At 72.3% G+C, this 22,363-nt stretch carries 26 protein-coding genes and 1 pseudogene; 11 read left to right on the top strand and 16 right to left on the bottom strand.

The window, feature by feature from the left end; all coding sequences use genetic code 11:
• The first annotated feature begins 34 nt into the window (after positions 1–34).
• Genes VM889_05740 through VM889_05730 form a run of 3 tightly spaced genes read left to right on the top strand, consistent with a single transcriptional unit; the run spans position 35 to position 1,276 of the window.
• Entirely contained in the window at positions 35–289 is a 255-nt protein-coding gene (locus tag VM889_05740) for a hypothetical protein (GenBank protein ID HVL48038.1), read from the top strand.
• Positions 286–504, top strand: coding sequence for a hypothetical protein (locus VM889_05735; protein HVL48037.1), 219 nt, complete (start codon positions 286–288; stop codon positions 502–504). Before VM889_05740 ends, VM889_05735 begins: the two co-directional genes overlap by 4 nt.
• 37 nt (positions 505–541) lie before the next feature.
• The gene (locus VM889_05730) at positions 542–1,276 is read left to right on the top strand and encodes an FHA domain-containing protein (GenBank protein HVL48036.1); all 735 of its coding nucleotides are present in this window, start codon (positions 542–544) and stop codon (positions 1,274–1,276) included.
• On the opposite strand, the gene VM889_05725 is transcribed toward VM889_05730, so the two are convergent.
• Positions 1,271–2,242: an ATP-binding protein gene (locus VM889_05725; protein ID HVL48035.1), complete on the bottom strand. Its 972-nt coding sequence runs from the start codon at positions 2,240–2,242 to the stop codon at positions 1,271–1,273. The two genes, VM889_05730 and VM889_05725, sit on opposite strands and share 6 nt — an antisense overlap.
• A gap of 138 nt (positions 2,243–2,380) precedes the next feature.
• On the opposite strand from VM889_05725, the gene VM889_05720 reads away from it, so the two are divergent.
• From VM889_05720 to VM889_05705, 4 genes are read left to right on the top strand one after another with little or no spacing between them, the layout of a single operon-like run.
• Complete coding sequence (locus tag VM889_05720) at positions 2,381–3,754, top strand: 2Fe-2S iron-sulfur cluster-binding protein (GenBank protein HVL48034.1); 1,374 nt, start codon at positions 2,381–2,383, stop codon at positions 3,752–3,754.
• Complete coding sequence (locus tag VM889_05715) at positions 3,751–4,029, top strand: (2Fe-2S)-binding protein (protein HVL48033.1); 279 nt, start codon at positions 3,751–3,753, stop codon at positions 4,027–4,029. Before VM889_05720 ends, VM889_05715 begins: the two co-directional genes overlap by 4 nt.
• Positions 4,026–5,174, top strand: a complete 1,149-nt coding sequence (locus VM889_05710; GenBank protein ID HVL48032.1) for an FAD-binding oxidoreductase — start codon at positions 4,026–4,028, stop codon at positions 5,172–5,174. The genes VM889_05715 and VM889_05710 overlap by 4 nt, the downstream gene beginning before the upstream one ends.
• Before the next feature lie 43 nt (positions 5,175–5,217).
• On the top strand, positions 5,218–6,375 hold the full coding sequence (locus tag VM889_05705; GenBank protein HVL48031.1) for an MFS transporter: 1,158 nt from the start codon (positions 5,218–5,220) through the stop codon (positions 6,373–6,375).
• Here VM889_05705 and VM889_05700 read toward each other — a convergent pair.
• The 11 genes and pseudogenes from VM889_05700 to VM889_05650 form a co-directional block, all read right to left on the bottom strand.
• On the bottom strand, positions 6,344–6,604 hold the full coding sequence (locus VM889_05700; protein ID HVL48030.1) for a hypothetical protein: 261 nt from the start codon (positions 6,602–6,604) through the stop codon (positions 6,344–6,346). The two genes, VM889_05705 and VM889_05700, sit on opposite strands and share 32 nt — an antisense overlap.
• Positions 6,605–7,110: 506 nt before the next feature.
• Positions 7,111–8,880, bottom strand: coding sequence for a translation initiation factor IF-2 (gene infB, locus VM889_05695; protein ID HVL48029.1), 1,770 nt, complete (start codon positions 8,878–8,880; stop codon positions 7,111–7,113).
• Between the two features lie 67 nt (positions 8,881–8,947).
• Positions 8,948–9,427: a GNAT family N-acetyltransferase gene (locus tag VM889_05690; GenBank protein ID HVL48028.1), complete on the bottom strand. Its 480-nt coding sequence runs from the start codon at positions 9,425–9,427 to the stop codon at positions 8,948–8,950.
• Between the two features lie 35 nt (positions 9,428–9,462).
• Positions 9,463–9,657, bottom strand: coding sequence for a hypothetical protein (locus VM889_05685; protein ID HVL48027.1), 195 nt, complete (start codon positions 9,655–9,657; stop codon positions 9,463–9,465).
• 176 nt (positions 9,658–9,833) lie between these two features.
• Positions 9,834–10,952 (bottom strand): hypothetical protein, encoded by a 1,119-nt coding sequence (locus VM889_05680; protein HVL48026.1) that lies wholly within the window; start codon positions 10,950–10,952, stop codon positions 9,834–9,836.
• 106 nt (positions 10,953–11,058) lie between these two features.
• Positions 11,059–11,511, bottom strand: coding sequence for a nucleoside-diphosphate kinase (gene ndk / locus VM889_05675; GenBank protein ID HVL48025.1), 453 nt, complete (start codon positions 11,509–11,511; stop codon positions 11,059–11,061).
• Between the two features lie 136 nt (positions 11,512–11,647).
• Positions 11,648–11,806: pseudogene (locus VM889_05670) on the bottom strand (50S ribosomal protein L24e).
• Between the two features lie 4 nt (positions 11,807–11,810).
• A complete protein-coding gene (locus VM889_05665) occupies positions 11,811–12,029 on the bottom strand; it encodes a 30S ribosomal protein S28e (GenBank protein ID HVL48024.1) in 219 nt (72 codons plus the stop codon).
• 14 nt (positions 12,030–12,043) lie between these two features.
• Positions 12,044–12,409, bottom strand: coding sequence for a 50S ribosomal protein L7Ae (gene rpl7ae, locus VM889_05660; protein ID HVL48023.1), 366 nt, complete (start codon positions 12,407–12,409; stop codon positions 12,044–12,046).
• A 156-nt stretch (positions 12,410–12,565) separates the two neighbouring features.
• Complete coding sequence (locus tag VM889_05655; protein ID HVL48022.1) at positions 12,566–13,330, bottom strand: helical backbone metal receptor; 765 nt, start codon at positions 13,328–13,330, stop codon at positions 12,566–12,568.
• A gap of 38 nt (positions 13,331–13,368) precedes the next feature.
• Positions 13,369–15,096: a glutamate--tRNA ligase gene (locus VM889_05650; protein ID HVL48021.1), complete on the bottom strand. Its 1,728-nt coding sequence runs from the start codon at positions 15,094–15,096 to the stop codon at positions 13,369–13,371.
• Between the two features lie 79 nt (positions 15,097–15,175).
• On the opposite strand from VM889_05650, the gene VM889_05645 reads away from it, so the two are divergent.
• A complete protein-coding gene (locus tag VM889_05645) occupies positions 15,176–15,346 on the top strand; it encodes a hypothetical protein (GenBank protein ID HVL48020.1) in 171 nt (56 codons plus the stop codon).
• Here VM889_05645 and VM889_05640 read toward each other — a convergent pair whose 3' ends face one another.
• From VM889_05640 to VM889_05625, 4 genes are read right to left on the bottom strand one after another with little or no spacing between them, the layout of a single operon-like run.
• A complete protein-coding gene (locus tag VM889_05640; protein ID HVL48019.1) occupies positions 15,347–16,327 on the bottom strand; it encodes a polyprenyl synthetase family protein in 981 nt (326 codons plus the stop codon).
• Positions 16,324–17,685, bottom strand: a complete 1,362-nt coding sequence (locus tag VM889_05635) for an RNase J family beta-CASP ribonuclease (protein ID HVL48018.1) — start codon at positions 17,683–17,685, stop codon at positions 16,324–16,326. Before VM889_05635 ends, VM889_05640 begins: the two co-directional genes overlap by 4 nt.
• Positions 17,686–17,729: 44 nt before the next feature.
• Positions 17,730–18,185: a Mut7-C RNAse domain-containing protein gene (locus tag VM889_05630; protein HVL48017.1), complete on the bottom strand. Its 456-nt coding sequence runs from the start codon at positions 18,183–18,185 to the stop codon at positions 17,730–17,732.
• Between the two features lie 4 nt (positions 18,186–18,189).
• On the bottom strand, positions 18,190–18,831 hold the full coding sequence (locus tag VM889_05625) for a dihydrofolate reductase family protein (protein ID HVL48016.1): 642 nt from the start codon (positions 18,829–18,831) through the stop codon (positions 18,190–18,192).
• 98 nt (positions 18,832–18,929) lie between these two features.
• On the opposite strand from VM889_05625, the gene VM889_05620 reads away from it, so the two are divergent.
• From VM889_05620 to VM889_05610, 3 genes are all read left to right on the top strand, one after another.
• Positions 18,930–20,150: a S8 family serine peptidase gene (locus tag VM889_05620; GenBank protein HVL48015.1), complete on the top strand. Its 1,221-nt coding sequence runs from the start codon at positions 18,930–18,932 to the stop codon at positions 20,148–20,150.
• 175 nt (positions 20,151–20,325) lie between these two features.
• Entirely contained in the window at positions 20,326–21,645 is a 1,320-nt protein-coding gene (locus tag VM889_05615; protein ID HVL48014.1) for a replication factor A, read from the top strand.
• On the top strand, positions 21,642–22,363 hold a 722-nt coding region (locus tag VM889_05610; protein ID HVL48013.1), incomplete at its 3' end, for a hypothetical protein. The genes VM889_05615 and VM889_05610, both read left to right, overlap by 4 nt.

Here is a 22,363-nt window from a genome sequence, read left to right as displayed (position 1 = left end):
TTCCTCATCCCCTCGCGGGTCCCATGAGGTCCCGATGACGATGGTCGAATCCGCGGCGAAAAGCCACGAACGCATGTCCATCCGGTCTCCCTCGAAGGACCGGGAAGTGGTGAAGGAGCTCAAGGTCAAGATCCCGGTCGGGTACCACGTGAAGCTCCACGCGCTCAAGGTCATCACGGGCAAGCAGATGCGCGACGCGGTGACGGAGGCGCTCGACGCCTACTTCGCGACGAACGACCGGTTCGGCGAAGCCGCGCGGGAGCCGATGCGGGTCGGGGACCCCGCGTGACGATCCTCACGGATCGCGAGCGCGCCCTCCGGGCCGTGGCGATCGGCCTCGCCGAGCAGGCAAGCCGCATACGACTCCAGCTCGCCCTCCTCGCCGTCGAAGGCGAGCGGGGGGCCGTCGTCCAGGCGCTCGAGACGAGCGCGGGCGACCTCTCGTTCCTCGTGCGCAGGCTCGCGGACGTCGTCGAGCCCGAGCCCAGCCCATCGGAATCCTAGCGTCACGTTCAAGGGCGGCGGCCTCCATCGCGCCGCCATGCCCGGCGCCGGCCTCGCCGACGAGATCGATTTCGAGCGCCTCGAAGCCTTCCTCAAGGTGCTCGCGACGACGAACCGGCTCGAGCTCCTCTCGCTCCTGCGCCGACCGAAGACCCTCGACGAGATCCGGCTCACCCCCGCGGCATCGCAGGCCGCCGGGAGCCCGGACCGCGCGATCTCGCGCCAGGCCGTCCAGGGCCACCTCGACCGGCTCATCGACGTCGGCCTCGTGCGCGTCGCGTCCACGGAGCGCAAGGGGAAGCGGGCCGTCCAGGAATACGCGCTCGATCACGCGCGCCTTTTCGCCGTCCTCGAGGAGATGCGCAAGCTGTCGCGGCTCGAATCCACCGCCGCGGTCGATCCCTTCGCGACGGAATCGCTCGGCGAAGGCCGCCCTCTCGCGTGGGAGGACGGGCCCAAGGTGGTGATCGTCCACGGCGTGCGCGAAGGCCGCGCCTTCCCGCTGAAGGCGAGCGCCGCGAAGGCGCCGCGCGGTTGGATCATCGGGCGCGCCGCCGACGCGCACGTGCCCCTCGAATACGATCCTTTCGTCTCGACCGAAAACAGCGAGATCGTGAAGACGGCGGAGGGCTTCCGGCTCCTCGACCTGCGGACCGCGCGCAACGGGACGTACCTCAACTGGAACCGGCTTCCCGTCGGCGGTTCGGCGCCGCTCGAAAGCGGCGATGTCATCGGCGTCGGGCGGTCGCTCGTGGTCTTCCGTGAATCATGAGGGCCACGTGAAGACGATGCGGGTTCCGCGCTCGCGCGGCTCGACGCGGATCGCGCCGCCGTGGCGCTCCACGATGCGCCGCGCGATCGCGAGGCCCGCTCCCACGCCTTCGTAGCGCCCGCGGGGATGCAGCTGCCGGAAGATGCGGAAGACCTCCTCCGCGCTCCCGGCGGGGATTCCGATCCCCTCGTCGTCGACCGTGAACGTCCAGAAGGCTCCCGTCCGTCGCGCGCGGATCGCGATCTTCGGCGGCGCGTCCCCTCGGAACTTCAAGGCATTGTCGACCAAAATGCGGAACAGCTCGGCAAGTTGCGGCGTGTCGGCGCGAACGGTCGGAAGGTCCCCGACGTCGAGGACGGCTCCCGCCGCGTCGAGGTCCTTGCGCAGCGGCTCGAGGCCTTCGTCGAGCGCGTCGCGCGCGGGAACGGGGGCCGGCGGCTTGCCGCGCGTCGCGACGCGCGAGAACGCGAGGAGGGCGTCGAGCAGCGCCTGCATGCGGCGCGCGCCGCTCACCGCGAACTCGATGAACTCGTCCGCGTCGCGGTCGAGCTTGCCGCGGTAGCGCTTCTCGAGGAGCGTCACGAAGCCGCTCACCGTGCGGAGCGGCTCGAGGAGGTCGTGGCTCACCGCGTACGCGAACGCCTCGAAGTCGCGACGGAGGGCCTGGTTCTCCCCGGCGGCGCTTCCCAGGACCGTGAGGGTCGCCCCGGCGTCCCCCTCGAGGTAGACCCGCGTCGCCGGGAGCGTGACCTCGCCGCCGTCGGCCGTGCGGAAGACGGCGGACCCCGGCCGGGCCTCGCACACCGGGCAATCCTCCGCGGGCCCGGGGTGGAGCGTCTCGTGGAGCGGGCGGCCGACGAGCGCGGCGCTCTCCCACCCGACGAGCGCCTGCGTCGCGCCCCCCGCGAGGGTGATGGTCCCCGACCCGTTCGACACGATCCAGGCCTCTCGGAAGGCGGCCGTCACGACCCGCCATGGGCGGCGACGACGCATGAAACGTTCGGGGCGGGCAAACATTCTTGGCGCGAAGCCGGTTTGCGAGCGTGGAGCGAGCGACCTTGACCGTGACCGAACGCGCCGCCCGCGCCCGGGGGGCGTGAGGCCGTGGTCGAGCGCATCGAGCGCACCCGCGGAAAGCCCATCCGCTTCACGTTCGACGGACGGGCGATCGAGGCGCACGAGGGCGAGACCCTCGCGGCCGCCCTGCACGCCGCGCGCGTGAAGGTCCTTTCGCGAAGCCTCCGATACCACCGTCCGCGCGGCCTCTTCTGCAACGCGGGCGCGTGCGCAAACTGCGTCGTTCGCGTCGACGGCCGGCCGAGCGTGCGCGCATGCCTGGAGCCCGCCCGCGCGGGCGCCGTCGTCGAATCCCAGAACGCCTGGCCTTCGGCCGCAACCGACGTCTTCGGCCTCCTCGACCGCGCCTATCCCCGTTACCTCGACTACCACACGCAGTTCGCCCGGTTTCCCGTCGCGCGCGACGTGCAGAAGATCGTCGTCCGGCGCATGGCCGGCCGCGGCGAGCTGCCCTCGATCCCCGCCGAGGCGACGCCGGCCGTGCCCGTCCGCGAGGGGACGGCCGACGTCCTCGTCGTCGGCGCCGGACCGGCGGGCCTCGCGGCCGCCGTCGCCGCCGCGGCCGCGGGCGCTCGGACGGTCCTCCTCGAATCCTCGCCCCGCGCGGGCGGCCGGCTCCGGACCTGGACCCGCGCCGTCGCGGGCGCGCCCGACGGCCCCGCCGCGCTCGCGGACCTCCTTGACCGCGCCGGTCGCCACCGTGTCGAGATCAGGACCTCGACCGAGGCCGTCGCCTGGTACGCGGAGGAGTCCCGGCTCGTCTCGATGGACGCGGAGGGCCTCGCGGCCTGGCGCGCGGGCGCGATCGTCCTCGCCACCGGCTCCTACGAGAATCCGCCCCTCGTTCCCTCGAACGACCTCCCCGGCGTCTTCGGCGCGCGCGGCGCCATCGCGCTCCTCGCCGACCACGGCGTTCTCCCCGGCAAGCGCGTCGTCGTCGCGGGCGCGACGCCCGACGGGCTCGTCGCCTGCGAAGCGCTCGTTGCCGCGGGCGCGGACGTGACGCTCGTCGACGAAGGCGTGAAGCCTGCGTGGGATCCGCCGGCCCGCGTCGTCCGCCTCGAAGGCCGGCGCGTCGCGGCGGTCCTCGGCGCGACGCAGGTGGAGGCCGTCGAGGTCGAGCGCGCGGGCGTTGTCGAGCGCCTCGACGCGGACGCCCTCCTCGCGGCCCACGATGCGACGCCCAGGCCCGAGCTATTGCAGCAGACGGGCGCGCCCGTCGCGTTCGACGCCGCGAAAGGCGGCTTTCACGCGGTTGTGGACGGGACCGGCTGGACGGGGGTCGGCGCCTTCCACGCCGCGGGCGCCGCGGCCGGGTCCCGCAACGTCGAGACGTCGCTTGCCGAGGGCGCGCGGGCGGGCGCCGCGGCCGCGCGGCGCGCGATGGAGGCCACGCGATGACGACCCCGAAGCGCATCGTGTGCGCCTGCGAGGACGTCACCGAGGACGAGCTGCGCGACGCCGTCCTCGACGGCTTCGCGGACCTCGAGTCGCTCAAGCGCTACACGGGCTTCGCGACGGGCCCCTGCCAGGGAAAAAGCTGCGTCGTGCTCGCGCGCCGCATCCTCGCCGAGATGACGGGCGAGGACGAGGCCGCGCTCGGCGCGATCACGTACCGTCCACCCACGCGGCCGATCCCGCTCCGCTTCCTTGCGGCCGAGGAGGACGACGCGTGAAGCGCGGGGCGAGCGTCGTCGTCATCGGCGGCGGCGTGAACGGGCTCGGCGTCGCGTACCATCTCGCGAAGGCGGGCGTCACGGACGTCGTCGTCCTCGAGCGGAAGTACGTCCTCTACGGCGCAAGCGGCCGCAACGGCGGCGGCGTGCGCGCCCAATGGGGGACGCCGGACAATCTCGTCCTCGCGCGCGACAGCATCCGCGCGTTCAAGGCCCTCGCGCCCGAGCTAGGCTTCAACGTCTGGTTCCGCCAGGGCGGCTACCTGTTTCTCGCGTACGACGAGCGCACGGTCGAGACGCTCAAGCGCAACGTCGCCGTGCAGAACGCGCACGGCGTCAGGAGCCGGCTCGTGACGCCCGAGGATGCGCACGTCCTCGCCCCCGTCGTGAACCTCGATGGCGTCGTCGGCGGCACGTTCTCCCCGAGCGACGGCATCATCTTCCCCTGGAGCGTCGTCCAGGGCTACTGGAAGGCGTGTCGGAAGATGGGCGTGGACGTCGAGACGTTCACGGAGGTCACGGGCCTCGTCGCGAAGGGCGGCCGCGTGGTCGAGGTGGAGACCTCGCGCGGACCCATCCGCGCCGACTGGGTCATCAACGCGGCCGGGTCGTGGTCGCGCGACGTCGCCGCGATGGCCGGCGTCGCGCTGCCGAACGTCCCGGTCCGGCACGAGATCGTGGTCATGGAGGCGCTGAAGCCGTTCCTCGACCCCATGGTCGTGGATCTGAGGAACGGTCTCTACCTCAACCAGGACATGCGCGGCGAGGTCATCGCGGGGATCGGCCACAAGGGCGAGCGGCCGGGCATCAACTTCGGGTCGAGCTTCCGGTTCATGCGCGACATCGCGCGCGCGATCGTCGACCTCGTGCCGACGCTCGCCGACGTCAAGGCCTTCCGGCAATGGGCCGGCACGTACGACGTCACCCCCGACAACAAGCCCGTCCTCGGACCCTCGCCCGGTCTCGACAACTTCCTCCAGCTGAACGGCGCCTCGGGCCACGGATTCATGATTTCGCCCGTCACGACGCGCATCACGGCCGACCTCGTCCTCGGCCGCAAGCCCGCCTACGACCTCGAACCCTACCTGCTCGACCGCTTCTCGAAGCCCATCCCGATCGAGCCCGACGCCATGGTCATCGGATGACGCCTCCGACGCGCTTGTATAGTATCGCGCCCCTCGCGCGGACGTGGAGCGACGAAGCGGCCTCCCCCTCGCCCTCGCGGTCGTGAGCCTGCGCATCCTCGCGCTCTCGCTCGTCCTCTCCGTCTTCACGCCGTACGCGCTCGCGCTCGACGCGGCGCCCTTCGCGGCGGACGCGAACGGTCGGCTCCTCCTCGTCGGGGTGGCCTTCGGCGCGTACGCCCTTGCGGCCGCGCTCCTCCAGGTCCCGTTCGGCCTCCTCGCGGACCGCTGGAACCGCAAGGGCGCCATTCTTCTCGGGCTCGGGCTCACGGCCGCGGGAAGCGTCGTCGCGGCCTACGCGGACCACGTCGTCGTCCTCGCGATCGCGCGCTTCGTCTCGGGCGCGGGCGCCGTGAACGGCATCGCGATGGCGCTTGCCGCGGAGTCGGGCGAGCCGACGCGCCGCACGCGCCGCATGGCCCTCATGGGGGCCGCGATCGGCGGGACGTTCACGCTCGGCCTCGTCCTCGGCCCGCTCCTTGCCCCCGCCGTGGGCGTTCCCGGCCTCTTCCTCGCGCAGGGGGCCCTCGCGATTTTCGCCCTCGCGGCCGTCGCCGTCTCCGCCGTTCCCGCGCCCGCGCCGATGGAATCGGCGGAGGACCCGGCGGTCGGGTCGCGCGGCCTCTACGGCGCGGGGTTCGTCGTGAACGCGTCGCTCGCCGCCGTCCTCCTCGTCTTCCCCCTCGAAGCGGCGCGTCACCTCCCACCAGCCGAGGCGAGCCGCCTCCTCGCCGTCGCCGTCGTCGCGGGCGGCTTCGCGATGTTCGCGGGCGCGCGGCTTGCGGACCGCGGCCGCGCGGGCGTCGTCCTCGCGGCCGCGACGGCCGCGCTCGGCCTCGGGGCGGCGCTCGTCGCCTCGCCGGTGGGCGGCCTCCCCGCGGTCGCCCTCGGCGCCTTCGTCTTCTTCGCGGGCCAGAGCACGCTCTCCGCGCTCCTGCCGAGCCTCCTCGCGCGCCGCGCGGGACCCGGCCGCGCCGCGCCTCAGGGCGCGCTCTCGACCGCGATGAGCCTCGGCACGTTCGCGGGCGGCGTCGTCGCGGGCGCGCTCTACGGGCTCGCGCCCCCCGCCCTCGCCGTCCTCCTCGTGGCGGCCGCCGCGGGCGCCGCATGGGTCGCGACGGAGCGCGAGGTCAGCCCGCGGGCTTCGCCAGTTCCGCCTTGAGCGCGTGCTCCTCGGTCATGAGCGTGTTGACCTCGTCCGTGAGCGCCTTCTTGCGCGCCTCGAGCTTCGCGTGCTTCGCGGCGTGATCGGGTCCCGTGACCTTACCCTTGCGCCGCGCCTCGTCGAGGTCGTGAAGCGCGTGCCGCACGTCCTTCTGCTCCGTGTGCAGACGCTTGAGCTTGCGTTCGATGCGCTTCAGCTTCGACTTCTTCAGCCATCGCGCGAGCATGGTTCCACACGCCCATCGACGGAGGATTCCATAAGGGTCTCGCACGACCCGTGTCCTCGAGAACCCGCGCGCGGCGTTGCGCGCGGGCACGCGCCGCGGGACCGGGCGTCGCGTCTCGGTGTCGGGGCTCGGGCTTCGGGACCGGACTTCGGGACCGGGTCCGGGCGCCGGGACCGGGTCCGGGACCGGGACTGGGACCGGGACCGCAGCCGGTGTTCGCGCCCGGGTTCAGAAGGTTGACCGTCGCAAGAGGCGCCTCACGCGCGCCCTCGCACGCGCACGCGAAAGGGAGCCGTGAAACCCGAGCCCCGTACGACAAGGAACGCGGGTTTGGGTCGGGGGTCCAGGGGGCGGCAGCCCCCGGGTCCACGGGAGAAGTCCAGAGGAGGGGGCGGATAGCCCCCTTCTCTGGCACGAAGTGGCACGAGCCCGCAGGCTCGTGCCACGGAGTGCCGCTGTAAGGCCCCGAACCCGTCGCGCCCCCCGAGGGGCGCGACCGGCCCTCCTCACATGCCCCAGAACTTGTCTTCCTTGCGGCGGATCGACGCGACCTCCTTCATGATCTCCATCTCGTCGAAGTTCAGAAGGTTCGTCGACTTGAGGAGCGTTTTCGCGTCGCCTTCGGGAACGTCGACGTAAAGGACGTCGCCGGCGCTGATCTGGCGCCCGATCGTCACGTCGTCGATCGCGACCGCGACCTCCTCGCCCGGGAGCGCCTCCTTCACGGACTCCTCGCCGCGGCGGATGCTCTTCACGACGCCGACGGTGCGGCCGTCGTCGCGCAGGAACTTCTGGTCCACGCGCAGGCGACCGGAGAGGATGCGCACGCCCACGATCGCGGGCTTCGAGATGCGGAAGATGTGGTCCGGCATGATCGAGACCTTGCCCGGGAAGGTCATCGTGGCGCGGCGGTCGCGCTCGAGGTCCGCGGTCTTGGTCTTGATCCACGCCTCGTATTCGTCGAGGAGGTGGTAGATGATGTCGCTCTGGAACGAGGCGACCTTGTTGTCGGGGTGCGCGAGGAAGTCCTTCGCGTCCGGCAGGAGCTTCACGTTGAAGGCGAGGATGGCCTTGCGAAGGGGGTCCTGGATGCTCTCCGCGTCGATGAGGTCGCGGCGCGAGATGTCGCCGACCTCCGCGCGCTTGATCGGGATCTTGCGGTCGCGGCACTCGCTTGCGAGGGCCTCGAGCGAACCGAGCGTGTCGGCCTTCACGAAGACGCCCGTGTCGGCCGTCTCGATGTCGATCGCGACCTCCTTCGAGACCTCCTCGCGGATGGCGGCGAGGTCGTCGCCGCGCGCGACCACGAGCGGCGCGCCCGCAAGGACGCCCTCGAGGTCCTGCGCGCTGATCTTGAGGCCGCTTGCCGCGTACACCTCCTTGAGGGAGGAGAACGGCTCGCGGTGGTCGCGCATCTCGTCCTTGGGCTTCGGCTTCAGGAGCCCCTTCACCTTCGTGACCTTCGGAGACCCCAGCGCGCCGAGGACGATCGTGTCGCCCGCGCGGATGTGCCCGTCGTAGAGGATGACGTCCAGCGTGAGACCGAGGCCGCGCTCCTCCTTCACCTCGAGAACGGTGCCCCGGCCGGGTCCTTCGAGGCTCGTCGCGAGCTGCTCCTCGAGGAAGCGCTGCGCGAGACCGACGAGCGTGAGGAGAAGGTCGGGAATGCCTTCGCCGGTGTGGGCGGAGAGCGGCACGACCGCGATCGCCTTCGTGAAGTCCGTGATGCGGTCGATGCGGTCCGCGCTCGGGACGCCGTTGGAGGTGAGCGCGCCGATGACCTCCCAGACGCGCTCGTCGAGACGGCCCTGGACGCTCTCGGACTGCTCCTTGACGCTCAGCATGAAGGGTTGGCCCGGCTTCGAATCCCATCCGTGGATCTTGTCGATCTTGTTCGCCGCGACGACGAAGGGCGTCCGGTTCTTCCGGAGGATCGAGAGCGCCTCCTTCGTCTGCGGCTTGAAGCCCTCCGTGATGTCGACCACGAGGATCGCGAGGTCGGCGAGGGCGCCGCCGCGGGCGCGGAGCGTGGAGAACGCGTGGTGACCGGGCGTGTCGATGAAGAGGAGGCCGGGCACGCGGAAGTCGCGACCCTTCATGAGCGGGCCGCACACCTCGCGGATCGCGTCGAGCGGCATCTCGGAGGCGCCGATGTGCTGCGTGATCGCGCCCGCCTCGCGCTTCGCGACGGAGGACCCGCGGATCCGGTCGAGGAGGCTCGTCTTGCCGTGGTCGACGTGGCCGAGGACGGAGACGATGGGTTGGCGCGTGACCATGGGATCCCCCTGAGGTGGCCGACTATCCCATGGAGGTATAAAAAAGACCCGGCTCGCGAAAGGCGGGTCAACCCGCAAGACGCTCGAGCGCCGCGCGATCGTAGCGGAGGAGCCGCCAGTCGTCGAGCACGGCCCCGCCCGTCGCCGCGTAGAAGCCGCGCGCAGGCTCGTTCCAGTCGAGCACGACGCCTTCGAGGCGGTGACAGCCGCGCGCGAGCGCCTCCTTCGCGCACGCGGCGACGAGCGCGCGGCCCGCGCCCTTGTTGCGGGCCTCCGGGGCGACGAACACGTCCTCGAGATAGAGGGTGGGGCGCGCAAGGAAGCTCGAGTACGTTTCGACCAGGATCGCGTAGCCGATGATCGCGCCTGCGCGCTCGGCGACAAGGAGCGCGAAGCGCGGGCGCGGCCCGAAGGCGTCCTCGACGAGCCGCGCGCGGGCCTCGGGGCCGGGCGGGTCGAGCTTCTCGTAGCGCGCGAGCGCGTCCACGAGCCGGAGGAAGGCGTCGGCGTCCGACCGCGTCGCGCGGCGCACGACCGTGGAGGTCATGCGCCGCAAAGCGCGCGGCGCGGCTTCACGTTTGCTCAGCGCCGCCGCGCGAGGGCCGCAAGCGCGAAGCCGGCGAGCGCGGCGACGGCCGGAAGCGGCGTCGCGGCGGGCTTCGAACCCCCGGCGGGCGGGGCCCGGTCGAGGTCGCGGCGCGTGTCGTTCGCGCCCGCCGCCGGGTCGCCCGGGTCCCCCTTCGAGGTCGCGTTCGCCTCGGCCTCCGCGTCGGCCATCGCGTCGTCGAAGCCCGTCTCGTTCGCGAAGGGATCCTCCGCGAAGTCGGGCTCGTCGAGGTCCGACTCGTTCGAGCTTCCGTGGTGGGCCTCGTCGCCCCCGGGGTCGTTCGCGAGCGCGGAGGGGACGACGGCGAGGGCGAGAAGCGCGGCGGCGAGGGCGGGAAGCGCGGACTTCAGGCGCTCGCCCCCGTGTCGGCATGGGTCGCGTTCGAGGCGTGGGCCTCGGCTGCTTCCTCGTTCGGGGCTTCCGGGCCGCCCTCGAGGGCCGCGGCGAGGAGCTCCAGGGCGGCGTCCTCCGGCGCTTCGTCGTGACGCTTCTCGCTCACCTCCGCGAACGGCGTCTCCGGAACGTCGGCGCCGTGGGCCCGCATCGCGGCGCGGAACTTGGCCATGGATTCCTGGTGGAACTTCTTCACGAGGGCCTTCGCTTCCCGGACCGCCTCCTGGTGCTCGAGGCGAAGCTCCGCGCGCAGGGCCTTCAGGCGCTCGTTGATCGCCTTGAGGTCGTCCGCGAGCGCGGCGCGCATGCACGCCGCGCGGGCGGTGCCGTTCTCGGCCGCGCACGCCTCGCGCGCCGCGGCCTTCGCCGCGGTCCAGTTCGCGCGCTCGGCCTCAATTGCCGCCTGATGGCGCTCCCGCAGACCCGCGTGCTTCGCCTCGAAGGCCTCGCGCAGGCGTTCCATCTCGGCGCGCTGCTCCGCGTGGAACCGCTCCGCGGCCGCGCGGAAGGACTGCGCGGCGGCGATGCGCGCTTCGTGGTCGGCAGACGCGGTCGCGTTCCGTCCCGCGGCGCGCGCGAGGTTCGCCGCGTGCGCGCGGGCCTTCGCGAGACATTCCTTGACGGCCTCCGAGGCGCCGTCGGTCGCGCGGCGGTCGAGGCCGCCGAGGCGCTCCGCGCAGGCGCGCATGAAGCGTTCGGAACCCGCGGCCTCGGCGGCGGCGGCGTCGAGCGCGCGCAGGGCGGCCGCGCGGGTCTCGTGGTCGGCCTTCGCGGCCGCGAGACGCTCGCGGGCGGCCGCGAGACGGTCGGCGACGGCGCGCGCCTCGGCGCGCGCGGACGCGAAGCAGTCGAGGGCGGCATCGCGCGAGCGCGTCTCGCGCGCGTGCGCGGCGCAAGCGTCGAGCTTCGCCGCAAGGCGCGCGGAGTCGCCTTCGAGGATCCGGCCCGCGCGGTCGGCGCGGGATTCGTGCTCGCCTTCCGCGGCCGCCACCGAAACGGCGGCGCCCAGGAGAGCGAAGACGGCAAGAAGGGTGGGGAGGGCCTTCACGGGAATCAGCCTGGAGCCGGGCATTCTGTCGGGTCCGGGACATGAAGGTTTGCCCCCTGCGGGGTGGCCGCTCCGCTCGCCGGAGTTGATATGGAAAGAAAAGGAGGCCGCGGGCGAGCCCGCGGCGGGACTATTCCTGGACCCAGGACTTCGTGGCGAGTTCGTACTGGACGAGCTCGTCCTTCGTGAAGTAGAGGCCGATCTCGCGGGCCGCCGACTCGGGGGAGTCCGACCCGTGCACGACGTTGCGCCCGATGTCGAGCGCGTAGTCGCCGCGGATCGTGCCCGGGACCGCGTCCACGGGGTTCGTCGCGCCGTTCACGGTGCGGACGACCTTGATCGCGTCCTTCCCCTCGACGACGAGGGCCACGACGGGGCCGCTCGTGATGTACTTCACGAGGCCGTCGTAGAACTTCTTGCCCTGGTGCTCCGCGTAGTGCGCCTCGGCGAGGCTCTTCGGCACCTGCATGAGCTTGAGGCCGACGACCTTGAGGCCGCGGGCCTCGTATCGGCGGACGACCTCGCCCACGAGGCCGCGCTGGACCCCGTCGGGCTTGACCATGGCGAAGACGCGCTCGGCCATGGGCTCAGCTCTCGCTCGGGGCGGGGGCGGCGGGCGTCTCGGCGGCCTGCTTCTTGGCCTTCTTCGGCGCGTTTTCCGCGCTCGACGTGGCGGCCGCGCCGGACGCGCCGGCAACGCCCTTCACGTAGTGCGTGGTCCACTTGACCTTGCGCGAGACGCGCTTGAGTTCCACGAGGTTGGCCTGGCACTTGCTGGAGTCGAACCAGTACTTCGTGCCGTCCTTCTTGATGTAGAGCTTGCCCGTGCCCGGCTCGATGGGCTTGCCGCAGAACGAGCAGTCGCGCTTGTCGACCATGACATTACCTCATGTTGAGCTTCTTCGCCTCGCGGGCGGTCTCGCGCAGGAGCAGGATGTCGCCCATCTGCACGGGCCCGAAGGCGTTGCGGGTGATGATGCGGCCCTTGTCGCGTCCGTCGAGGACGCGGACCTTGACCTGCGTCGCTTCGCCGGTCATGCCGGTCCGGCCGATGATCTCGACGACCTCGGCGGGGATACCAACGTCTTCCTCTTCGGCCATTCACGTCACCTCGTTCAGCGCTTGAGCGCGGCGACCTGCGCGGCGATCTCGTCGACGAGGGGCTTCGCGCGGCCGGCGTCCGTGATCGCGACGCTCGCGGTCGCGACCTCGAGGCCCGCCGACGTGCCGAGCTCCTGCTTCGAGGAGACGTACGTGTACGGGACGCCCTTCTCCTCGCAGAGGAGCGGGATGTGCGCGAGGACCTCCTCGGGCGTGATGTCGCCGGCCATGACGACGAGCTTGGCCTGGCCGCGCTCGATGAGCTTCGTGACCTCGTTCGTGCCCTTCTTGACGGCGCCGGAGTCGCGCGCGCCCTCGATGGCCTCGTAGGTCTTGTCCTGGATCTCCTTGGGAACTTCGAAACGGACGTACATCGCCATGGTGGACCCTCCTGGGCCCGAGGACGCCGAGAGAAGGAGACGCGACGACGTCCGGGGACGTCTTCGCCGGACGCTCACGGGAGCGTCACGCGCCGCGCCTCCGCCGCAAAGGGCGTCATGGGCTGTGAGGTACGGCGGACAAGGTCGAGGGGGTATTTATAGGCCGCGGGGCCCGGGGAGGCGCACGCGGTCGACGGCGTCGACGAGCGCGTGGAGCCCCCGCGCGGTCCGGACCCCGTACCACGTGAGCGCCTCGCCGTCCACGAGGCCCACGCGGGCGCGCGGGAACCCGGCCGCGACGAGGTCGTCGACGTGCTTGCCGGAGAAGGGGTACGGCTCGGACGGGAGGAGGGCGGCCTCGGCGCCGCGCGCGAGGGCCTCGGCGGGCGTTCCGTCGCACCATCGCGCGGAGGCGTCCGCGAACACGTTCGCGGCGCCCGCGTGCGCGAGCGCGTCGTGGGCGTACGTGTCGCCGTTCATCGTCATCCAGGGGTCCCGCCAGATCGGGCAGTAGACCTTGACCGGGGGCCCGCGTCGCGCGGCGGCCTCGCGGGCCGCCTCCTCGAGCCGCTTCGCGAGCGCCTTCGCGGGGCCGATGGCGCCGGTCGCCTCGCCGAGCCCGCGCACGGCGTCGACCGCCCGCGCGACGGTGCGGATGTCCGTGACGTGCACCGGCGCGCCGCCCTTCGCGATGGCGTCGACGTCCTCGCGCCGGTTCTCCTCCGTGTTCACGACGACGAGCGTCGGCTCGAGCGCGAGGATGGCCTTCACGTCCGGATTCTTCGTGCCGCCCACGCGCCGCTTGCGCGCGACCGCGCCCTTGGGATGCACGCAGAAATTCGTGACGCCCACGACCTCCCGGTCGAGGCCCAGGTGGAACAGGGTCTCCGTGAGGCTCGGCACGAGGGAGACGATGCGCACGCGGCGCGAGCGCCCGCCCGCCTCAAAGACGTTGTGGGCTACTTGTGGGTGAAGACCGCTTTCACGCCCGCGCTCGAGACGGCCTCGAGGCGCACGAACCCGAAGCGCTCGAACTGGACGATCGCGCCCGCCTTCTCGTCGGCGAGGCCGCGCTCCGCGAGGCCGCGCTTCGTCGAGCCGTCGTCCATGAGGACCTCGACGGGAACGCCGTCGACGGGCGCCCAGTGGACGATGCGGTCGGCCTCCTTGAGGAACGCGAGGTCGTTCCCCGCGTGCTCCGCGACGCCGTCGGCGACGAAGCGCAGGTTCGCGAGGTCCTTGAGGCGGACCTTCCGGCCCGGCTTCGCGACCTCGTCGTGATCGGTCCCGGCGAGGAGCACGCGCGCGCCGTCCGGCGCCGCGGCGATCGAGAAGCGTCGCATGCCGTCCTGCGGACGGTCCGGGTGGCGGGGCGCCTCGCCCGCGAGCGCGGGCGCGCCCGTGACCCGGATCTCGCGCGGATCGTCGACAAAGAAGAACCGGTGCGCCGTGGGCTCGACGACCTTGCGGTTCTCGCTCTCGAGGGTCTTCATGCTCGCGGCGACGTCCTTCTCGCTGAGGCCGAACGCGAGCCAGAACGCGCGGATCGCCTCGGCGGCGAAGCCGCGGCGGCGCAGCGCGCGAAGCGTGGGGAGACGGGGGTCGTCCCATCCGGAGTACTCGCCGGACTTGATGCCTTCGCTCAGGATCGACTTCGAGAACTTGCCGAACTCGTGGACGCTCGCGCGGCCCCAGTAGAGCGTGTGCGGGTACGTCCAGCCGAGGTGGCGGTAGAGGAAGGCCTGCTTCTCGGTGGAGTCGCGCAGGTCCTTCCCGCGGATGATGTGCGTGACGCCCTCGACGTGGTCGTCGATCGCGCTCTGGAAGTCGAGGAGCGGCCAGACCGGGTACGTGTCGCCCTCGAGCGGGTGCGGGTCGCGCGCGAGGCGGAAGGCGACCCAGTCGCGCAGCGCGGGGTCGCGGTGCCGGATGTCGGTCTTCACGCGGAGCACGGCTTCGCCGGGCTTGTAGCCGCCGTCCGTCATGCGCTTCCATTTCGCGGCGTTCGTCGCGACGTCCTGGCCGCGGTGCGGGCACGGCTCGCCGCGCTCCTTGAGAACGCGGAAGTCGTCGCCCGTGCATTCGCACACGTAGGCGCCGCCGACGTCGACGAGCTTGGCGGCCCATTCGTAATAGAGGGGGATGCGCGCGGAGGCCCGGAACGTGCGGTCGGCCGCGCGGCCCGCGAGCCACGCGATGTCCTCGGGGATCCACGCGTACGCCTCCGGCATCGGACGCTTCACGGTCGCGTCCGTGTCGTCGAAGCGCAGGATGACCGTGCCGTCGTACTTCTCGCCGTAGGCGAAGGAGACGATGACGCCGCGCGCGTGGCCGAGCGTGAGCGGCCCGCTCGGGTTGGGCGCGAAGCGCAGGACGACCTTCCCGGCCGCGGCGTCGGGAAGCGCGGGGAGGGGGCCCGTGTCCTCCTTCTTGCGCGCGAGGTCCACGCGTTCGTGCGCGGTCGCGTCGAAGGCGGCCTTCTGCGCTGCGGCGTCCATCGCGTTCACGTCCGCGACGACGGCCGCCGCGACGGCGGGGACCTCCTTCGCATGGGCGCGGAGCGCCGGGTCCTCGGCGAGGACCTTACCGATGACCGCGCCGGGGGTGGCCTTGCCGCCGTGCTTCACGGCGTTCTCGAGGGCGTATTTGCGCGCGAGGGCCTCGGCCCGGGGCTTCCAGTCGCTCACGCGGCGTCAACGGGGGTTCCCGTTCTTGACCCTTGCCTCGGGCGCGGCCCTTATGCGGCGCGGACGCGCTCCCGGGCGGGTGTCCTTCGCGCGCTTGGTCTTCGCGCTCGTCGTCGCGGCCGTCGTCGTGTGGCAGGCCTTCTTCGCGGCGACCGCCTACAACGCCGGGAACCGCGTCGCGGCCGCGCTCTTCGGGCTCGCGTCGATCGCGGGACTCATGATCCTCGCGGCCTCGCGCCGGCCCGCGTGATCAGCTCGTGCGCGTCGCGCCCCATCGGGCGAGGTCCGCGAGCAGGTCGCGGCTCGATCCCGGGGGCAGCGCCTCGAGCGCCCGGATCGCGCGCTCGGTGTGGCGCGCGACCTCCGCCTCGGCGTCCGCAAGCGCGCGCGTCGCGCGGAAGACGTCGAGGACGGCCGCGACCTCGGCCTCCGTCGCGTCGATCTTCCCGAACCCCTGCGCGAGGGTCGCGCGCTGCTTCGCGTCCGCGCGCGCGTGCGCGAGGACGGCGACGAGGGTCTTCTTGCCCGCGCGGATGTCGGAACCCGCGGGCTTGCCGAGGACCTCCGTGGTCGAAACGAGGTCGAGCACGTCGTCGTGGATCTGGAAAGCGAGGCCGAAGTCGCGCCCGTAGGTTCCGAGGGCGTCGGCCTGCGACGCCGTCGCGCCGCCGAGAAGGCCGCCTGAACGGGCCGCGACCTCGAAGATGCGCGCGGTCTTGCGGTCGATCATGTCGAGGTAGCGGTCCTTCGTCACGTCCTCGCGCTCGCCGGCCATGTCGAGGACCTGGCCCTCGCAGAGGACGCGGCCCATGACGGCGACGTCGAGGACGACGCGCCGCGTGACCTCGGGGTCCGCGCCGCCCGCGGCGAGGAGCTCGAAGGCCTTCGCGAAGAGGGTGTCGCCCGCGAGGATCGCGGTCGCCTCGTCCCACTTCCTGTGGACCGTGGGGATCCCGCGACGCAGGTCGTCGCGGTCCATGATGTCGTCGTGGATGAGGCTGAAGTTGTGGATGAGCTCGAGCGCCACGGCAAGCGGCGTCGCCCGGGCGCGCTCGCCGCCCGCGGCCTCGCAGGCGAGAAGCGCCATGACGGGGCGCAGGCGCTTGCCCCCCGCGGCCGGGTAGTGGAGACACGCGGCGCGGAGCGTTTCGGGCGTGACGTCGTCGAGGCAGGTGAGGAGCGCGCGGTCCGTGTGCTCGGCGTAGACCTTGATCGCCTTGAGGACGCTCAATGACCTCGCTCCCGCGGGATCGTGTAGCGCTGGCCGTTGCGCATCACGTGGACCGTCTCGTTCATCCGGTAGCCGAGGCGCTCGGCGAGCTCGACGTACTGGCTCTGGAGGTCGATTCCGCCGTGCGCGGGGAAGATGTGGCGCGGCTCGAGCATCGTGAGGAGCTCGCGGTGGTCCTCGCGCGATCCGTGGCCCGACACGTGCGCGCCCTTGATGATGCGGGCGCCCTGCATGTTGAGCTTCGTCTCGAGGAGGTGCCGGTTGGCGCGGTTCGTCGGCGTCGGGATGACGTTCGCGCTGAAGATCACCTGGTCGTTCTTCTCGACGCGGTACGGCAGCTCCTTGTTCGCGATGCGCACGAGGAGCGAGCCGGGCTCGCCCTGGTGGCCGGTCGCGACGACGAGGTACTTGCTCTTGTTCTTCATCACCTTCTTGAGCGCCTGCTGCACGCTCTTGCCGTAGCCGTGCATGCGCGTCGTCGCGGGCAGGTCGACGAGGTCGAGCTCCGCGGCGTGGGAGGAATACTTCTCCATGCTGCGGCCGAGGAGGAGGACCTCGCGGCCCAGCTCGTGGCCGAACTCGGCGATGGACTTGATGCGCGCGATGTGGGACGAGAACGTGGAGACGACGAGCCCGTCGCGCTCGTTCTCGATGCCGAAGAGGAAGTCGCGCAGCATGTCGCGCGCGATGGTCTCGCTCGGCGTCTTCGTCTCGTCGCCCGCGTTCGTCGACTCCGTGACGAGGGCGAGGACGCCCTCCATCGCGAGCTCCTTCAGCCGGTTGTAGTCCGGCTTCGGCCCGATCACGGGCATGTTGTCGAACTTGAAGTCGAGACCGTAGACGATCGCGCCGCGGTTCGTGTGGAGGACCGGGAAGGCCGTGTGCGGGATCGAGTGCGTCATGTGGACGAACTCGAGGCCGAGGTGCTGCGTGATGTCGCGCTTCTCGCCCGCGCGGATCGTGACGAGCTTGTTCGGGATGAGGCGCTCCTTGCCGCGGAAGCCGCGGCTCATGTCCTCGATGAGCCGCATCGTGTACGGCGCCGCGTAGATGGGGGCGTCGCGGTACTTCGGCGCGAGCTTCGCGACCGCCCCGACGTGGTCGAGGTGGCCGTGCCCGATGACGATCGCGACGACCTTCGCGTTCAGGTTCTTGAGGACGGTGTCGTCCGGGATGGCGCCGAGCTTCTGCAGGTCGGCGGGCTGCATCTCGTCGAAGACCGCGTCCTCGTCGAGCATCACGCGGTCGAGCTTGATGCCCATGTCGAAGATGACGGCTTCGCGACCGACGCGGACGGCCGTCATGTTGCGACCGAAGTCGCTGTATCCCCCGACGGGGATGATCTCTACATCAACCATGATCAGGCCCGGGAAAGTGGCCGTCCTTGATAAACCAGACGGGATCACGCGCCGAGGACGCGGCGGGCCCAGGCCTCGAGCCGCTCGACGTGCGTGCCTCGCCAATACAGGCGTCCGCAGGCGTCGCAGGCCCAGAACGCGTCGTGGCGGGCGAGAACGGCGGGCGGGACGCGGCCGGCGGCCTCCTCGCGGGGGGCGGGCCGCACGGGCGCGTTGCACGCGGCGCAGCGCGAGAGGAACCGCGCGGGATCGGGCGCGAGGCCGAGCGCCCGGACGAGGTCGTCGACCTGCCGGTCGAGGTCCGTCGCGACGACGAGCGTCGCCGCGGGGCCCGCGCGGGCGGCGAGGGCGCGGTCGCGCGTGAGGAGGCGGCGCCCCTCGGCGCGGGCGCGGACGAGGAGCGAATGGTCCTCGACGTCGCGGGCATAGGCGGTGTCGTAGCCGAGGAGGCGCAGACGCCGCGCGAGCGTGCCGAGCATCTCGTCCGCGAGGAAGCGCAGGGGCTCACCGCCGCGGGGCGAGGTCGAGGAGCACGCCGGCCCCGAGCCGCTCGGCCGCGACGAGGCGCAGCCCGAGGACGCCGGAGGCGTCCGCCGCGGCCGCGCCCGCGGCGAGCCCCGGGGCGCCCGCCTCGCCGACCACGACGGGGGCGACGTAGAGCGTGAAGCGGTCCGCGAGGCCCGCGTCGAGGAAGGCGCGCAGGACCCGCCCGCCGCCCTCGACCATGAGGCGCCGGACCCCGCGCTTCGCGAGGTCCGCGACGACGGCGTCGAGCGCGACCCCGCCCGGGCCGGCCGGCACCGCGACGATCTCGGCGCCCTTCGGAGCGTCGCCTGCGCGCGTGGCGTACAGATAGGTCTTCGTCCGCCCGTCGAGCACGCGCGCCGCGGGCGGCGTCCGGAGGCGCGGGTCGAGGACCACCCGCGCGGGCTGGCGCTCCGGAACGGATCCGAGGTGCTCGGCCTTCGCGAGGAGCGACGGATCGTCCGCGACGACGGTGCCGACGCCGACGAGCACGGCGTCCGCGTCGGCGCGCAGCCGGTGAACGCGCGCGAGGTCCTCGGGTCCCGAGAAGCGGTGCGGGCGGCCCCCCGCGAGGGCGAGCTTCCCGTCGAGGCTCACGGCCGCGTTGAGGTGGACCTCCACGGCCGGGGTGACGGGGCCGCGGGGCTTGAACCCCTCGGGACCGAGGACCCCGGGCCCGGTCGAAAGCCCCTTATAGCTTGGCCGTGCGACCTCCCTTGATGCGCCCGCTGCCTGCGATAGCCGTCGCCCTCCTCATTGCGACGGCGCCCCTCGCCCAGGCGGGGGCGGCGGGCTACGTCGCGCAGACGACCTGGGGCGTGAAGGGCCTCGTCGCGCTCGACAAGGCCTGGCTTTTCGGCCGTCCCCTCTGGAACGAGAAAGTCGAGGGCCGCGACGTGCGCGTCGCCATCCTCGACACGGGCATCGACGCGACGCATCCGGACCTCCAGGGGACGGTCGCGGCCTTCCGGGACTTCGCGGGCGACCGCCAGGGACGCTTCCACACGGACCCCTACGACGACGTGGGTCACGGCACGCACATCGCGGGCATCATCGCGGGCCGCGGCCACTTCCAGGGGAATCCGCTGAAGCAGTACTGGATCACGGGCGAGGTGGGGCTCGCGCCCGCGGCCAAGCTCATCGTGGCGCGCGTCGCGAGCCAGCATCTCCTTCCGGACGACGCGACGCTCGCGGACGCGTTCCGATGGGCCGCGGACCCGGACGGCGACGGGGATCCCCGCGACGGGGCGCACGTCGTCGTGTTCTCGCTCGGCCGCGAGGTCCCCGGCGATCCCGCGGAGCTGCCGTCGCGCGTCGTCGGGGCCGCGACCGAGGCGACCATCCACGAGATCACGAAGCGCGGCGCGATCGTGGTCGCCCCCTCCGGCAACGGCGCGCGCGGCCTCGTGCAGGCGCCCTGCCACCTGGACGTCGTGGTCTGCGTCGGCGCGACGGACCGCGAAGGCTACATGGCGCACTACTCGAGCTACGGGCGCAGCGTCGACGTCGTGGCTCCGAGCGTCGTCGTCTCCGCGTGGCCCGAGGCCCTCGGAGGCGGCTACCAGTCGCTCGCGGGCACCTCCGTCGCCGCGGCCGTCGTGGGCGGCCTCGTCGCCCTCATGGTGGAGGCGAACCCGAAGCTCGCCGAGATGAGCGCGCAGCCGGACCGCGGCTGGAAATCGACGCGCCTCACCGAGGTCCTGAAGGCGACCGCGACCAAGGTCCCGAACGTCGAGAACACGGAGGGGGGCCGGGCCGGCGCCGGCCTCGTGCACGGCTACGGCGCGCTCGCCGCCGTCGACGCCGGCGGGGGCGGGCTCCTCTGGTGGGTCATCGCGCTCCTCGGGGCCGTCGTCGCCGGCGCGGCGTGGTTCTCGGTCCGGCCCACGCTCCGGCGCCGGGCCGCGCGCAAGGCGAGGAAGGACGACGACGAGGATTGACCGGATCCACCGGTCCCAGGGGTCGCAGACGCATTTTCGGTGAACCCTGGAGCGCGCTTATGGGCGAGGCGCGCGTTCATGGGTTCCGGACCGAGCCCACGCTGGAACCCGGGCTCCCTGACAGGCATTGCCGGGCGAGCCCGTCCACCGCGGCGGTCCGAAGGAGACCGCATCCATGCAGCAGACGGACCTCGCGCCCCATGTCCAGGAAATCACCCGGGCGCTCGACAACCGCGTGGAGAGCGCCGAAGTCGAGGACGAACTCCGGCGTTATCTCGAATACGGCGTGCCCCTCGCGCAGGCCAAGCGCGACATCGTGCGCAACCACGGCGGCACGCTCAAGGCCGGGGCGAAGCGCCTCGCGGACCTCGCGGAGGGCGACCGCGGCGTCGACCTCCTCGCGAAGGTCCTCACGGTGAACCCGAAGGAGATCACCGTGAAGGGCGAGGCGAAGACCATCTTCTACGGCTTCCTCGCGGACGAGACGTCGAAGGTCCCCTACACGGCGTGGAAGGACCTCGGCCTCGAGCGAGGCGCGGTCTACGACATCAAGAACGTGTACGTGAAGAAGGGCTTCCGCGAAGGCGTCGAGGTCAACCTCGGCGACTACACGACGGTCGCCCGCTCCGCGGTCGACCTCGCCGTGAAGGACGGCTACGCGGCGGGCCCCGAGCGCGTCGCGCCCGACCGCCACGTCGGGGAGCTGCGCGACGGCATGAACAACGTGACCGTGACGGTGCGATTCCTCGAAGCCCGCGAGAAGATCCTCGTCGGCGCGCAGGGCGAGCGCAAGGTCATCGAAGGCATCGTCGCGGACGCGACGGGGAAGGTCCCCTTCACGGCCTGGTCGCCCGAGCCCATCCGCGCGGGCGCGGTCGCGAAGATCCGCAACGCCTACGTGAAGTCGTGGCGCGGCGTCCCGAACCTGAACTTCGGCGAGTCGGCGACCCTCGAGTTCCTCGACGACGCGGCGCTCGCGCCCGCCGACGCGCTCGCGCGCGACCGCAGGCTCACGATCGGCGAGGTCGAGCGCGCGGGCGGCGCCCAGGGCGTCGTCCTCGAGGGCGTCGTCCTCGAGGTCAAGAAGGGCTCGGGCCTCATCCAGCGGTGCACCCAGTGCAACCGCGTCCTCCAGAAGCGCGAATGCCGCGTGCACGGCAAGGTCGACGGCGCCTGGGACCTGCGCGTGAAGGCCGTTCTCGACGACGGCTGGGGCGCGGTCACGTTCTTCCTCGGCCGCGAAGGCACCGAGAAGCTCTCGGGCCGCACGCTCGCCGAGTGGCAGAAGGTCGCCTCCGAGGCGATGACGACGGACGTCGTCCTCGACGAGCTCGTCCAGCGCCTCACGGGCCGCCGCCTCGTCGTGTCGGGCAACGCCCTGAGCGACGACTTCGGCCTCAGCCTCATCGCGACCGCGGGCGCATTCGCCGAAACGGGCGACGTGAAGGCCGACGCCGAACGCCTCCTCGGCGAGGTCCTGGAGGTGCTCTCGTGAGCGTCGAGACCGACGTGAACGACCCCGCCGGCGCGGACGGCGACCGCCGCCTCGCGCGCGAGGTGGCGCAGCGCGTCTTCGCGGCCGAGTTCGGCCCGAGCACGCTCGAATTCAAGGAGGGCGGCGAACGCTCGCCCTCGTACGTCGTGACCCCCCTCGGCGCGCGCGTGAACCGGCTCCTCGTCGTCGGCGTCCTCACCTCGAAGGAGAACGTGGGCCAGGGCGGCGACATGTGGCGGGCGCAGATCCACGACCCCACGGGCACGTTCAACGTGTACGCGGGGCAGTACCAGCCCGAAGCCGCGGCCGCGCTCGCGGAGATCAAGCCCCCGGCGGTCGTCGCCGTCGTCGGCAAGAGCCGCACGTACAGCCCCGAGGGAGGGGTGGTCTACACGAGCATCCGGCCCGAGTCGATCCGGGTGGTGGACGTCGGCGAGCGCGACCGGTGGATCGTCGAGACGGCGAAGCACACGCTCCACCGCATCGGCGCCGTGCGCGAGGCGAAGCGCGCGGGCGGCGCGCCCTCCGCGAAGACGCTCGAGGACCTCGGGTACGCCCCCGACCTCGCGGACGGCGTCGTCCGCGCGCTCGGCCACTACACGGAGGGCGACGAGGTGCGGCGCATCGCGACGGCCGTGAAGGACGCGCTCGAGACCGTGCTCCCGGGCGCCTCGAACGCGATGGCCGCGGGCTTCGCGCCCGCGACCTCGTATGCGCC

The organism is Candidatus Thermoplasmatota archaeon (assembly GCA_035540375.1).
In the GTDB taxonomy this organism is placed as follows: domain Archaea; phylum Thermoplasmatota; class SW-10-69-26; order JACQPN01; family JAJPHT01; genus DATLGO01.
The sequence above is the reverse complement of the archived record's forward strand: the minus strand, read 5'-3'. Positions and strand labels throughout refer to the sequence as shown.

What these genes read in the sequence shown, in the direction of transcription:
- VM889_05690 (HVL48028.1), bottom strand. Translation starts at nt 9,427, where the DNA reads ATGACCTCCACGGTCGTGCGCCGCGCGACGCGGTCGGACGCCGACGCC.
- VM889_05715 (HVL48033.1), top strand. Translation starts at nt 3,751, where the DNA reads ATGACGACCCCGAAGCGCATCGTGTGCGCCTGCGAGGACGTCACCGAG.
- VM889_05740 (HVL48038.1), top strand. Translation starts at nt 35, where the DNA reads ATGACGATGGTCGAATCCGCGGCGAAAAGCCACGAACGCATGTCCATC.
- VM889_05730 (HVL48036.1), top strand. Translation starts at nt 542, where the DNA reads ATGCCCGGCGCCGGCCTCGCCGACGAGATCGATTTCGAGCGCCTCGAA.
- VM889_05680 (HVL48026.1), bottom strand. Translation starts at nt 10,952, where the DNA reads ATGCCCGGCTCCAGGCTGATTCCCGTGAAGGCCCTCCCCACCCTTCTT.
- VM889_05615 (HVL48014.1), top strand. Translation starts at nt 20,326, where the DNA reads ATGCAGCAGACGGACCTCGCGCCCCATGTCCAGGAAATCACCCGGGCG.
- VM889_05685 (HVL48027.1), bottom strand. Translation starts at nt 9,657, where the DNA reads ATGGCCGACGCGGAGGCCGAGGCGAACGCGACCTCGAAGGGGGACCCG.
- ndk (HVL48025.1), bottom strand. Translation starts at nt 11,511, where the DNA reads ATGGCCGAGCGCGTCTTCGCCATGGTCAAGCCCGACGGGGTCCAGCGC.
- infB (HVL48029.1), bottom strand. Translation starts at nt 8,880, where the DNA reads ATGGTCACGCGCCAACCCATCGTCTCCGTCCTCGGCCACGTCGACCAC.
- VM889_05635 (HVL48018.1), bottom strand. Translation starts at nt 17,685, where the DNA reads ATGGTTGATGTAGAGATCATCCCCGTCGGGGGATACAGCGACTTCGGT.
- VM889_05620 (HVL48015.1), top strand. Translation starts at nt 18,930, where the DNA reads ATGCGCCCGCTGCCTGCGATAGCCGTCGCCCTCCTCATTGCGACGGCG.
- VM889_05665 (HVL48024.1), bottom strand. Translation starts at nt 12,029, where the DNA reads ATGGCCGAAGAGGAAGACGTTGGTATCCCCGCCGAGGTCGTCGAGATC.
- rpl7ae (HVL48023.1), bottom strand. Translation starts at nt 12,409, where the DNA reads ATGGCGATGTACGTCCGTTTCGAAGTTCCCAAGGAGATCCAGGACAAG.
- VM889_05700 (HVL48030.1), bottom strand. Translation starts at nt 6,604, where the DNA reads ATGCTCGCGCGATGGCTGAAGAAGTCGAAGCTGAAGCGCATCGAACGC.